This window comes from Nereida sp. (assembly GCF_965655635.1).
Lineage (GTDB): Bacteria > Pseudomonadota > Alphaproteobacteria > Rhodobacterales > Rhodobacteraceae > Nereida.
Window position 1 is genome coordinate 1 of sequence record NZ_CBFHHE010000041.1, and the last position, 13,128, is coordinate 13,128.

The 13,128-nt window shown below is 55.5% G+C and carries 11 protein-coding genes and 1 pseudogene; 1 reads left to right on the top strand and 11 read right to left on the bottom strand.

Features of this window, described 5'->3' with window-relative positions; translation table 11 throughout:
• The 6 genes and pseudogenes from ACTF5M_RS10270 to ftsW form a co-directional block, all read right to left on the bottom strand.
• Positions 1–129, bottom strand: a pseudogene (locus tag ACTF5M_RS10270) (UDP-N-acetylmuramate dehydrogenase); the annotation flags it as partial.
• On the bottom strand, positions 126–371 hold the full coding sequence (locus ACTF5M_RS10275; protein ID WP_438960906.1) for a DUF2484 family protein: 246 nt from the start codon (positions 369–371) through the stop codon (positions 126–128). The gene ACTF5M_RS10275 and the pseudogene ACTF5M_RS10270, both read right to left, overlap by 4 nt.
• Positions 368–688 (bottom strand): DUF2484 family protein, encoded by a 321-nt coding sequence (locus ACTF5M_RS10280; protein WP_438960907.1) that lies wholly within the window; start codon positions 686–688, stop codon positions 368–370. Before ACTF5M_RS10280 ends, ACTF5M_RS10275 begins: the two co-directional genes overlap by 4 nt.
• Positions 619–2,019, bottom strand: coding sequence for a UDP-N-acetylmuramate--L-alanine ligase (murC, locus tag ACTF5M_RS10285; protein ID WP_438960908.1), 1,401 nt, complete (start codon positions 2,017–2,019; stop codon positions 619–621). The genes ACTF5M_RS10280 and murC overlap by 70 nt, the downstream gene beginning before the upstream one ends.
• 19 nt (positions 2,020–2,038) lie before the next feature.
• Positions 2,039–3,148, bottom strand: coding sequence for a UDP-N-acetylglucosamine--N-acetylmuramyl-(pentapeptide) pyrophosphoryl-undecaprenol N-acetylglucosamine transferase (locus ACTF5M_RS10290; RefSeq protein ID WP_438960909.1), 1,110 nt, complete (start codon positions 3,146–3,148; stop codon positions 2,039–2,041).
• 3 nt (positions 3,149–3,151) lie between these two features.
• Positions 3,152–4,318 (bottom strand): putative lipid II flippase FtsW, encoded by a 1,167-nt coding sequence (gene ftsW, locus ACTF5M_RS10295; RefSeq protein WP_438960910.1) that lies wholly within the window; start codon positions 4,316–4,318, stop codon positions 3,152–3,154.
• A gap of 169 nt (positions 4,319–4,487) precedes the next feature.
• Here ftsW and ACTF5M_RS10300 point away from each other — a divergent pair, with 169 nt between their 5' ends.
• The gene (locus ACTF5M_RS10300) at positions 4,488–5,666 is read left to right on the top strand and encodes an NAD(P)/FAD-dependent oxidoreductase (RefSeq protein ID WP_438960911.1); all 1,179 of its coding nucleotides are present in this window, start codon (positions 4,488–4,490) and stop codon (positions 5,664–5,666) included.
• An 11-nt stretch (positions 5,667–5,677) separates the two neighbouring features.
• Here the strand turns inward: ACTF5M_RS10300 and murD are convergent, their stop codons facing one another.
• The 5 genes from murD to ACTF5M_RS10325 form a co-directional block, all read right to left on the bottom strand.
• Complete coding sequence (gene murD, locus ACTF5M_RS10305) at positions 5,678–7,078, bottom strand: UDP-N-acetylmuramoyl-L-alanine--D-glutamate ligase (RefSeq protein WP_438960912.1); 1,401 nt, start codon at positions 7,076–7,078, stop codon at positions 5,678–5,680.
• Between the two features lie 56 nt (positions 7,079–7,134).
• Positions 7,135–8,217 (bottom strand): phospho-N-acetylmuramoyl-pentapeptide-transferase, encoded by a 1,083-nt coding sequence (mraY, locus tag ACTF5M_RS10310; protein WP_438960913.1) that lies wholly within the window; start codon positions 8,215–8,217, stop codon positions 7,135–7,137.
• 30 nt (positions 8,218–8,247) lie between these two features.
• A complete protein-coding gene (locus tag ACTF5M_RS10315; protein ID WP_438960914.1) occupies positions 8,248–9,690 on the bottom strand; it encodes a UDP-N-acetylmuramoyl-tripeptide--D-alanyl-D-alanine ligase in 1,443 nt (480 codons plus the stop codon).
• A gap of 1 nt (position 9,691) precedes the next feature.
• Positions 9,692–11,161: a UDP-N-acetylmuramoyl-L-alanyl-D-glutamate--2,6-diaminopimelate ligase gene (locus ACTF5M_RS10320; protein WP_438960915.1), complete on the bottom strand. Its 1,470-nt coding sequence runs from the start codon at positions 11,159–11,161 to the stop codon at positions 9,692–9,694.
• Positions 11,162–11,235: 74 nt separating this feature from the next.
• Positions 11,236–13,029 (bottom strand): peptidoglycan D,D-transpeptidase FtsI family protein, encoded by a 1,794-nt coding sequence (locus ACTF5M_RS10325; protein WP_438960916.1) that lies wholly within the window; start codon positions 13,027–13,029, stop codon positions 11,236–11,238.
• Between the last annotated feature and the right edge of the window lie 99 nt (positions 13,030–13,128).

The window sequence follows — 13,128 nt, forward strand, 5'->3', positions numbered from 1 at the left end:
TGAACAAAGATCATCCACATCAGCAGGCTGGAAAAGCACATCAGCGGGACCACCAACACGCAACCACGTCAGGTCCGCAAGGGCACGCCCCTGGGTAAGTCGTCCGCGCACATCGGGCCAATCCGTCATCGTAGTGCCTTTTCTTTAAGCCAAGTCACACCGCGATACAGCGGCCAGCGCAGCACAGCAATACCAACACCAAGCCCCAAAACAGCCGCCCAAACGCCACCCGAATACGTTGCCATCCCGAGGGTCGGAATACCGACCACTATTATGAAATATGCCCGCCTCCAGTGATTATCTTTGGACGGGATCGATTGAAGGATTTGCGCAAGAACCACCCAACCGCAGATCAAGACAGTAGCAATCATGAGCGTACAGGCTCGCCAGTCATTTGACGCGCTACATACAAAAGTGACACGCGAAACAGCGACACGAACGACCCAAGACCAAGTGCGACTGCACCAAGGCCATGTTCAAATCCCACGAAAATTAGCAAAAATGGTACAACGATCGCCAACATAATTGCGGGCGCATACTGGACGCGCAACGGCAACAGCGCTGTAACACAGGCCAGTAAAGCCCAAAGGCAACATGACACGATGGATGCACTCACAATCATTGATCCGCTCCCATTTTTGCGGGTAAGCCATTGGCCCAAGCGGAAATTGTACCGGCGCCAAGGCATACGACCATATCCCCTGCCACGGCTTGTTCGCGTACCAAGCGCAAAAGATCATCCTCACCCACAACTGCACGTGCGTGGCGATGGCCGTGCCGGATCAGACCCGCCACCAGATCATCACGTGTAGCGTGTTCGATCACATCTTCGCCTGCGGCAAAGACCTCGGAAATTGCCACAACATCTGCGTCGTTAAAACAACTGCAAAAGTCATCGAACAGGTCGTGCAAGCGTGAATAACGGTGTGGTTGGTGCACTGCGATCACGCGGCCCTCTGTGGCCTGCCGCGCTGCACGAAGGGCCGCAGCAATCTCAACCGGATGGTGTGCATAGTCATCAATAATGGTCACGCCGCCTACTTCACCGGTACGCGTAAAACGTCGGTTCACACCGCGGAATTTCTCAAGCGCGGATTTGATCTCGTCACGCTTCAAACCAAGATGCCGCGCCACAGCAACTGCGGCCAGTGCATTGGACACATTGTGATCGCCGGGCATGGGCAGCATACAGCCCTCGATCATCTGGTCCTCGCCTTGCAAAGCCACGTCGAAATACGCGGCCCCGTTGCGGTACGTCAGGTTCACCGCACGCACGTCAGCCTGTGCGTTGAAACCATAGGTAACAACACGCCGGTCCGTGATCTTGCCCACCAGCGACTGCACCTCGGAATGATCCGTGCAACACACTGCCAAGCCGTAAAACGGAATATTCGAAACAAAGTCCAAAAAGCCTTTGCGCAAGTTATCAAAACTGCCCCAGTGCTCCATATGCTCGGGATCAATATTGGTGACCACGGCAATCGTTGCGGGTAGCCGGTTGAAGGTGCCGTCGCTTTCGTCGGCCTCAACCACCATCCATTCACCCTGCCCCACGCGCGCGTTAGAGCCATAGGCGTGAATTACGCCACCGTTGATAACAGTCGGGTCGACACCGCCCGCGTCCAACAACGCGCTGACCATGGTTGTCGTCGTGGTTTTGCCGTGGGTTCCCGCCACGGCCACGTTAGATTTCAAGCGCATCAATTCGGCCAGCATTTCGGCGCGGCGCACAATCGGTAGGCCCTTCGCCCGTGCAGCATCGTATTCAGCGTTACCGGGCTTGATCGCACTAGAGATCACCACAACATCAGCATCTTGAAGGTTCTCAGCGGCCTGACCGACGAAAATTTTAGCCCCCAAACTGGCCAAGCGATCAGTGATTTTGGATGCCTTCAGGTCCGAGCCTTGCACGGTATAGCCATGATCCAAAAGTACTTCGGCAATGCCGGACATGCCAATGCCGCCGATCCCCACAAAGTGAAGCGCGCCTAATTTTGTGGGAAGTTTCGTTGCTGCCATATCCGTGCCTACCGTCTTTTTATTTTTGTGTTTTATGCTGGCTTTGCACCAGTTCTAATGTGAGATCTGCCAAGGCTTGGGTCGCATCTGGCCGCCCCGCCCCAAGCGCCGCCTGCGCCATCGAAGTTGCTTTTCTCGGATCGCTGAGAATAGCTGAAATCTGCGCTGCGACCGCCTCAACCGTAAAGGTATCTTCGGCCATCACCACAGCGCCGCCAGCTTCTGCAAGCCCGCGCGCATTTGCGGTTTGGTGATCATCTGTCGCAATACCCAGTGGCACCAAGATCGATGGCCGGCCAATCACTGAAATATCCGCCACACTACTTGCACCTGCACGGCTGATGACCAGCTGGGCTTCTGCAAACAAGCTGGGAATATCATCAAAGAAAGGCTGCACATGCGCCGCGATGCCATGTTGTACATAAAACTCAGTGACGCGGGGCTCGTCTTCTCCGCGTGCTTGATGGATGACGCGCACATTGGCGCGGACATTTTCGGGTAGTCGCGCGATGGCCGCTGGAACCACATCAGATAAAATACGCGCGCCTTGGCTGCCGCCAATGACGACAATCGACATCGGATAGTCTCCGGGCGGAATATACCCCGCTGCAGCACGGGCCAGCACGGTTTCACGCACGGGGTTGCCCGTTGGAACGCCCTCGATGCCACCTGGAAGGCTCATCGGCCACGTGCCGCACGCAACGCGGCTTACGCGGGCCGCAAACAGTTTGTTCACGCGGCCCAATACACCATTTTGCTCGTGCAACATGCGAGGGCGACGCAGCAAAGTTGCCGCTGTCAAAGCGGGAATTGATGGGTAACCGCCTAACCCAACCACAACATCAGGGCGGTCGCGCAGCATTGCCAAAGTTGCGCCCACACACCCTGCAATGATTTGAAACGGCGCCAACACTTTTGCGAAAATACCACCGCGCGACAGTGTTGCGCTGCTGACCTGCTCTATTTTCACCTCTGAGGGAAAGCCACCTGCGTAGCGCGCACCACGCGCGTCCGTACTCAGAACGACGCGCCAGCCTTGTGCAAGCATCGCCTCAGCAAGTGCTTGCGCGGGAAACATATGTCCGCCCGTGCCGCCCGCCGCGATGATTAGGAGGGGTTTGCCAGCCATGACTTACACGCCTCGGCGGGACAGGATATCACCAATCTCACCTTGCGGCCGTTTACGTGTGAACGCGAGCAACATCCCAACAGCAATGCCACCAGCAATCAACGACGATCCGCCATAACTAACAAACGGAAGGGTCATACCTTTTGCCGGCAACAATCGCACCGCGACACCCATGTTAACCAAAGCTTGAATACCAAATGTGCACGCCAACCCCGTACCCGCCAAACGAATGAACGGATCCCGCTCACGGGTCAGACGGTGAAGCGAGCGCAGCACGATTGCCGTATAAAGAAGGATAATAATCAGCACCAAAAAGAGCCCGTATTCCTCAGCAGCGACAGCAATAATGAAGTCCGTGTGGGCATCGGGAAGTGACTGCTTAACCTGTCCTTCGCCAACGCCCACGCCGAAAAAACCACCCTCGCGTATGGCATTGGTCGCGTAGCCAAGCTGGGTTGTGGGATCAACTTCAGATGACCAATAGCCATCAATGCGGCGCGCGAAGTGCTCGCTTGAAGAATAGGCAACAAAGCCACCCGCGATGACTAACCCCATTAGACCGATCAACAAAACAGCAGTTGCGCCAGCGACAAACCACATCACGCCCCAGCCGAACAACACTAAGCATGCCTGACCAAAATCAGGTTGTAGCGCCAACATCAAAACGATCGTAACGCACAAGATGAACGACATTGATTTACCGGGAGGGCCCTCAAGTTGCTGACTGGCCGCCATCATCCACGCCACCATCACAACAAAACCGGGCTTCAAAAACTCGGACGGTTGCAAAGACGCAAACCCAAGCGAATACCAGCGAACCGCGCCTTTACCAAAGTCCGTTCCAAAAACAGGCAAAGCCGCAAGCGCAACAAATGAGGCCATAAATCCAAGAACCGCCAAGCGGCGCACCATATCAGGCTGCATCATCGAGACGACAAACATGGTGATCATCGCTATAAATCCGAAAAGGATCTGCCGCTCTACGTAATGAAACGGCGCTAAGCCGTTCTTGGCAGCAAGCGGAGGGGACGCCGCAAGCCCAAGCAGCAAACCGACCCCAAACAGGATCAGAATGCACGACATTGTCCACTTGTCGATCGTGCGCCACCAGCGTGGAAGCACAGCATCGCCGCTACGCACGGGTACCGTGCCATAGACCATTTCTGTCATGTTTTACCTACTCTAACCGCCTCAATCGCCCCGTTTTCGGGGTCTCTCTCATTACATTACTATGAAACCGCGTGTGATTCTACGGAAATTACGCATGAATTTGAGGTTTCTGAGTACGCCAAGCGGCACTTCGCTTGCCAACGGACGTAAGCTGGGCCACTCACCACATATGCAAGTTAATACACTCATCATTGGCGCTGGCGCCGCAGGCTTGATGTGCGCCGCCCAAAGCGGCCCAAAAACTATGGTTGTGGATCACGCCAAAGCGGCAGGTGAAAAAATCCGCATTTCGGGCGGGGGCAAGTGTAACTTCACCAATATGTACGCAGAGCCACAGAATTTTCTGAGTGCGAACCCGCATTTTTGCAAATCAGCCCTATCACGCTACACCCAGTGGGATTTCATCGAGATGGTCGCAACAGCGGGCATTCCGTACCATGAGAAAACGCTGGGTCAGTTGTTTTGCGACACCTCCGCCAAAGACATCATCAAGCTACTCAAAACCCAAGCGCGCGGTGCAGACATTCGCCTCAACACCTCTGTTGAGCATATAGCCAAGACCGAAAACGGTTTTGATGTAGCCTTAATGCACGAGGGCAAGCTTACCTCAGTCTCAACCGCGAATTTGGTGGTGGCCACTGGCGGCAAATCTATTCCCAAAATGGGTGCTACAGACTTCGGCTACCGCATCGCGCTACAGTTTGACATTGATGTGTTGCCGACCCGCGCAGGGTTGGTGCCCCTTACCTTTGGGCAAGATATCATGGAGGCCCTAAAGCCCATGGCGGGCGTGTCACTAAATGCGCGGGTCAGTTGCAATGGCGCCGCTTTTGAAGGAGGGTTACTAATCACCCACCGCGGCCTTTCCGGACCATCGATTTTACAAGCCAGTTCCTATTGGCACGAAAAAGACAGCTTGTTCTTACATCTTGAGCCTGCGCTCGACATTGTGCAGGCCCTCAAAGACCAACGTCAACAAGCCGGACGTATGGCAGTTCACACAGCACTGGGCGCGCATCTGCCCTCAAAACTTGCCAACTACATCATTGAAATTGCGGGTCTTAGCGGAAATTTGGCCGATCAATCCGACAGTGATCTGGCGCAGCTTGAGGCAGTTTTGACCCAATTGGAAATGCGCCCAACAGGTAGCGAAGGATACAGAACCGCCGAAGTGACCCTTGGCGGCGTGAATACCGATGCTCTCAACTCAAAAACAATGGAAAGCCGCAGCGTGCCTGGGCTTTATTTCATCGGTGAGGTTGTCGACGTTACAGGATGGCTTGGCGGCTATAACTTTCAGTGGGCATGGTCGTCTGGATGGTCCGCAGGGACAGCAATCGCAGGCTAAGTCAGCGCCAATTACTCTGGGGTCACACGCTTGACGCAATCCACAAAATCATCTCCGCGGGCCTCGAAGCTGTCGTATTGATCAAAACTTGCAGCCGCTGGCGCCAACAAGACGACATCACCCTCCTGCGCATCCGCTATGGCCTGAGAAACAGCCTCTTGCATTGCGCCGCACACGGCCGTGTCACAGCTAAGCTGGCGCGCAAAACTCTCTGCCTCGCGCCCAATGACGTACGCTTTCTCAACATTGCTTAGATGCGGCAGAAGCGCGTCAAGACCACCCTCTTTTTGCAAGCCCCCACAAATCCAGCGTACGTTTTTGAATGCCTGAAGCGCTTTGGCGGCACTATCCACGTTGGTCGCTTTACTATCATTCACAAAACGAATTCCACGGTGCTCTGCAACAGTCTGGGACCGGTGCGGCAAACCTGCGAAAGTATGAAGTGCGGCCTCAATCTGGCGCGGACCAATGCCCACGGCACGGCAGGCGGCATACGCAGAGCAAGCATTTTGATGATTATGTGCACCGGGCAGACCCGCAATGCCGCGCAGATCAATGTTGGCGACTTGGCGACCCTTGCGCCATTCAGCAAGAAAGCCCTTCTTGGCAAACACACTCCAGCCATTTGACGTCAGCTTGCGCTCAACCGAGACGGAAATCACCCGGTCTTCACCCGCTGCTGTAGCCGTCTGATTGGCCAAAAACTGCCCTTCAATTTCATCAATGCCGATGACAGCCCGCTCTGGACCACCCTCTGCAAAAAGTCGGCGCTTGGCATTAAAATACCCGCCCATTCCCCCATGGCGATCAAGGTGATCGGCGCTTAGATTTGTCCAGACTGCAACATCGGGCGTCAAAGCGCGCGCAAGCTCGGTTTGATAAGACGACAACTCAAGCACAATCACTTCGCCGTCATGCGCAGGCTCAATGTCCAACACCCCACGGCCAATGTTGCCAGCCAACTGCGAGGGCCGGCCGCTTGCCTGCAAAATGTGATGGATCAACGCAGATGTTGTGGATTTGCCGTTGCTGCCTGTGACGGCGATCACCTGCGGCGTACGGTCGAATGCATTCCAATCGTTGGTGGCGTAACTGCGGAAAAACAGCCCGATGTCATTATCAACGGGCACGCCGGCGGCCCACGCCTGCGCAATAACAGGGTGTGGTGCGGGATAAAGATGCGGAATTCCGGGGCTAACGATCAGGGCAGATACATCTTCGAACCCGCCTTGCTTGGTCAGGTCTTGCAACAAAAGCCCCTGCCCTTCGGCACGCAGACGTCCTTGCTCACTGTCATCCCAGCAAAGCGCCTCCGCCCCGCCTTCTTCCAAGGCATGCGCCGCAGCCAATCCCGAGCGTCCAAGGCCCAAGACCGCAACCCGCTTACCCTCAAAACCTTGCACAGGGATCATCGCCGCACCCTACTTTTTCTTTTGTTTATAAATATCCAAGCCCAACGGCTCACAGTTTACCGTACTTTGAGCGTGGCCAGACCGATCATCGCGAGAATGAGTGAGATAATCCAGAACCGGATAACGATCTGTGGCTCGGCCCACCCTTTCTTCTCATAGTGGTGATGGATAGGCGCCATCAAGAAAACCCTTTTGCCGGTCCGCTTGAAGTAAAGCACCTGAATAATCACTGAAAGCGCCTCAACCACGAATAGCCCACCCACAATACCAAGAACCAGCTCGTGCTTTGTGGCCACCGCAATCGCGCCGAGCGCACCGCCAAGCGCAAGCGAACCTGTGTCCCCCATGAACACCGCCGCAGGAGGGGCATTGTACCAAAGAAAGCCAAGCCCGCCGCCAAACAGCGCTGCACTAAAAATCAAAATTTCACCTGTGCCCGGCACATAATGCACATCGAGATATTCGGTGAAATCCACGCGGCCTACCGCGTAGGCAATCACACCCAAAGTACCAGCAGCAATCATCACAGGCATGATCGCCAAACCGTCCAAACCGTCCGTCAGGTTTACCGCGTTTGCGGAGCCGACGATGACAATCATCGCAAACGGTACAAAGAAAAAGCCCATGTTAATCAGCGCATCTTTGAAAATCGGCAGCGCCAGTTGATTGGCCAATTGGTCCGGATGCACCTGACTGGCCCAAAAACCAGCAATACCCGCAATGACAAAGCCCAACAAAAGCCGCACGCGGCCACTGACCCCGTCGGTGTTTTGCTTTGAGACTTTGGCATAGTCATCCGCAAAGCCGATCGCCCCAAACGTCATCGTGACGAACAAAACCAGCCAGACGAAATGATTGTCCCACCGCGCCCAAACCAGCGTTGAAAACAGAACGGCCGACAAAATAAGCAAGCCCCCCATCGTGGGTGTGCCCGCTTTGACAAAGTGACCTTGTGGGCCATCTTCACGGATCGGCTGGCCCTTGCCTTGTTTGCGGCGCAACACGTTGATGAGGGTCGGCCCAAACACAAACCCAAAAATCAGCGCTGTTAGAAACGCCCCACCTGCGCGAAAAGTAATATAGCGAAACAGGTTAAAAAAATCGCCCCCGTCAGAAAGCTCGGTCAGCCAATACAGCATTTTGTGGTCGTCCCCGTTCTTCGTCAGGATTCAGGTGATACTGGTAGTGCTTTGACCCAATTTACGCAAGGCATCAACGACCTGAGTGACACCGCTGCCCAATGAGCCTTTGACCAAAACCACATCACCGGCATCGACAATATGGCTCACTTCGGCAACAAGTTCTTCAGCCGTTTCGTACCACCGCCCGCGCTGTGGTGCCCCAAGAGCATCATAGAGCGCCTTCATGCGCGGTCCGACACAATGCACTTTGCTAACGGAGGCCAAATTTGGATCTTGGGCAACACTTGCGTGGATGGCCATTTCATCGCTGCCTAACTCAAGCATATCGCCCAAGATTGCGATGCGTCTGCCTGAGCTGACCCGCCCAAGATTATCTTGCGGCTCTGCACTACTGAGCACGGCCAAGGCCGCTGCAAGGGACGCAGGGTTGGCGTTATAAGCATCATCAATTAGGTCGATCACAGCATCCGTCTCAACAACATCAAGCACAATCCGCTCGCGCATGCCGCGCCCCGCAGGCGGCTGCCAGCGCGCCATATCGATCGCTGCACGGCCCAGATCACCGCCTAGCGCATCCACAACCGCCAATGCACCAAGCGCGTTCATCGCAAAATGCGTGCCTGCAGACATCACTTTAAACAAAATGTCTTCTGCGCCCGTGTCTGTTTCAATGCGGGCTTCAACAATAGTGAGGTCATTCAAAACGCGGGCGGAACGCAGTTGGTAGGCGGATGACATTTCGCCAAAAAGCCGCATCTCGCAGCCCGATTTGAGCGCATGGTTCTGTAAAATTTCACTCGTCGCGATATCAGCGTTTAGTACAGCAACGCCGCCTGCGACAAGCCCATCCATGATTGAAGCCTTTTCACGCGCGATGCCTTCGATGTTTTCAAAAGCCTCAAGATGCGCAGGCGCGACCGTTGTCACCATAGCCACATGGGGGCGGGTCAACTTGGATAACGGCGCAATCTCACCGGGATGGTTCATCCCCATCTCAATTACGGCAAACTGTGTATCCGCAGGCATTCGTGCCAATGTCAGCGGCACGCCCCAGTGATTGTTGTAACTAGCCACAGACGCATGGGTACGTCCTTGGGCAGACAACACATCGCGAAGCATTTCTTTGGTAGAGGTTTTGCCGACGCTGCCCGTGACACCAACAGCTTTGGCGTCGGTTCGTGCGCGGGCGGCTACTGCCAACCGCTCAAGCGCGGTCAACACATCATCAACAATCAAAAGTGGCGCATCGATTGGCAAGCCGTCAGGTACACGCGAAACCATCGCAGCACCCGCGCCGGCCTCAAAGGCTGCTGCCACAAAATCATGCCCGTCGCGTACGTCTTTCAGCGCAACGAATAAATCGCCGGCAGCAATGGTGCGCGTGTCAATGCTGATGCCATCTACGGCCCAGCTTCCTTGGGCGACCCCACCTGTGGCTTCAACCGCTTGTGCACTGGTCCATAAGCTCATCTCACACCATCCCATCCAAAGCGGCCACTGAAATGCTGGCCTGTTCCACGTCATCAAATGGCAAAACATCCGCACCAATAATTTGACCCGTCTCGTGACCTTTGCCCGCAATCAAAAGAGCGTCACCCTCTTCCAGCATATCGACGCCGCGAAGAATTGCTTCTGCCCTATCGGCCACGTTGATCGCATCTGGACATCCTTCCGTGACTGCTGCGCGGATCGCTGCAGGGTCTTCGGAGCGCGGGTTGTCATCAGTCACAATCACTACATCCGCAGCCGCGGCCGCAGCGGCACCCATCAAAGGGCGTTTGGCGGTATCACGGTCACCGCCGGCCCCAATGACAGCAACCAGTTTGCCAATAATGTGCCCACGCAGCGAAGCAATAGCCGATCGTACTGCATCAGGCGTATGCGCGTAATCTACGAAAACCGCTGCGCCGTTCTGGCGGGTTGCGGCCAGCTCCATGCGGCCACGCACGGTTTTGAGATGCGCAAGACTGTCAAATACTTCATCCGCCGCGCCACCTGCGGCAATGACCATGCCTGCCGCAACAAGGGCGTTCTCTGCTTGAAACTGCCCCATGACGTTCAGGCGCAGCGTCCGTGCTTTGCCTTGCCACGCGATCCGTAGTGTCTGGCCTGTAGCATCAAGACGGTGATCCAATATGTGCAGGTCCGCGTCCTCGGGTTTGCCGACGATTATCACATCAAGATCACGGGCGACGCAAAGCTGCTTAACGCGCGGCCCCATTGCATCGTCAATATTAATAACTGCTGTGCCGTCTTCGACCAAAATGCGCTCGAAAAGACCCATCTTGGCAGCGAAATACGCCTCAAACGTTTCATGGTAGTCCAGATGATCTTGGGTGAAATTCGTAAAGCCCGCCACTTTGATATGGCACCCGTCCAGCCTGTGCTGATCCAGCCCGTGCGATGACGCCTCCATGGCCGCATATGCCACACCGTTGTGCGTGGCCTCAGCCAAAGCCGCGTGCAGCGTAATGGGATCTGGCGTCGTATGCGCCAGCGGTGCGGTCCAGTGCCCCTCAACGCCGGTTGTTCCAAGGTTGACCGCGGGCTTGCCCATCTCTTCCCAAATCATCCGCACAAAAGTGGCGACAGATGTTTTGCCATTGGTGCCCGTCACAGCCACCATAGTCTCGGGCTGGGCGCCGAACCAAAGGGACGTGGCGCGCGCAAACGTTTGGCGCGGCTCATCTGCTATGATCAGCACAGCAGCAGAGGCGGTCAGCTCTTTCTTGGCGATCTCCGCACCCTCAGGGTCAGTCAAAATCGCCGCAGCCCCTTGGCGCAGCGCATATTGGATAAAGCTGGCCCCGTGAACTTGTGCACCAGCAAAAGCCGCAAACAAAAAGCCAGCTTCCACGACGCGGCTATCTAAAGCCACCCCCGTGATGGCAACGTCCCGCGCCGCTGTCAGCCCAAGTTGCGAAAGTGTTTTTATCTTCATTTCTGCCAATGCTCCTCAGAAACACACCCAGTGATGCCCCACCCTGACAGCCGCATGTTGCTGCCGCGAAGGCCCTACTGTGAGGTCAGTGTTACACGCGCAAGGGTAGCAGGTTCAACAGTTGGGCGCAGGTCCAAAAGCGGTGCCACACGCCGGATCATTTCAGCGGTCACCGGCACCGCAGTCCATCCTGCCGAGCGACGCATCCGACCCAGCCCCATGATCTCCGGTTCATCCAATGTCACAATTAAAACGTACGTTGGATCATGGCTTGGGAACATTGTCGCAAAAGTCGCAATGACGCGGTCCTCATAATATCCGCCCGTTGGTTTTGGCTTGTCTGCCGTACCTGTTTTACCGGCAACTGAATACCCTGGCACATCGCCAAAGCTTGCGGTGCCATCTGTGACCACAGCGCGCAGCATTTTTTGCGCCTCGCGTGCTGCCTCGGGCGACATGACGCGGGGGCCAAGCGGCACTGTGCCGTCTTGCTTCAACAGTGTTGGCGTGACCGCAGTGCCGCCATTCGCGATGGCTGCATAGCCCGCCGCAAGCTGCACGGGCGAGGTAGACAAGCCGTGGCCGTAACTGATGGTCACGGTGCTCAACTCGGTCCAATTGGAGGGTAGCAAAGGCGTGCCACGCTCAACAGTTTCAACGGGTGCGGCCTCAAAAAAGCCCAAGGATTTAAGGAACTCTTGCTGACGCTCTGCGCCGATCTCAAGCGCCAAGCGTCCAGTGCCGCGGTTCGAAGACTTCACTATGATGTCTGACACGCTGAGCTTGCCGTAGTTTTTGTTCTCAAACTCACCGATAGAACGCCGTCCAACACGCATCGGACCATTCGTATCAATGATGGTCTCGGCATCCGCGATATCCAGATCAACAGCTTGTGCGGCCGTGAAAATCTTGAACGTCGAGCCAAGCTCGTACACACCCTGCAACGCGCGGTTGAAAAGTGGGCTGTCGCTTTGGTCTTTGTCTTTGTCAGCAACGGTCAAGGGACGCGGGCGGTTGTTGGGATCAAAATCAGGTAGGCTAACGACGCTGATCACCTCGCCGGATTTTGCGTCCATCAATACCGATGACGCGCCTTTGGCGTTCATGATCTTCATACCGTTGAACAATACTTCTTCGGATGCTGCCTGCACCGTCAGGTCAAGCGACAACTCAAGCGGCTCATGGGCTTTGGCAGGGTCGCGTAGACGGTCATCGAAGAACTTTTCAACACCTGCAACACCCAATACTTCTGCACTACTTACGCCCTGTTCACCAAAGCGTGTGCCACCCAAGATATGCGCCGCAATCGCGCCGTTGGGGTAAAGACGCATCTCACGCGGCCCGAACAGCAACCCTGGGTCACCAATGTCATGCGCGGCTTGCTTTTGCTCAGGACTAAGCCGTTTTTTAACCCACGCAAACTTGCGATTGCCGCCAAGTTCCTTGCGCAGTTTTTGCTCGTTCAGATCAGGGAATATCTCAAGCAACTTTGCAATTGTGCCGTCCTTATCAATCATCTGATGAGGATGCGCATACAGCGAATACGTATCGTGATTTGTCGCTAAAATGCGGCCACGACGGTCAAGAATGTCTGCGCGGTTTGATCGGATTTGCACGTTCATCGCAGAGCTGCGCGGCTCCGCCAAATCCGAGGCAGACAGTGTCGCCATGCGCCCACCTACAGCACCGAATGCGGTCAAAAAGAACAGCCCCAAGACCACCAAGCTACCCTCTGCACGGCGGCGGGACTGATCGCGCATTTCTTCGTGACGCTTACGTTTGTTGTCACGCTCGATCGCATCAGGATTTTCGCCGCTTTCGCGGGCTTTCAAAATACGAGCAAGGGGGCGAAGTGGCGTGCGGATCATTGTGCGTCCCCAAGTGTCGCATTTGTATCAACCGCGCCCGTGATCAACCCAAGCGGCGCAACAACTGAAGGGTAACTGATCTGGTCAACACGGCCAAAT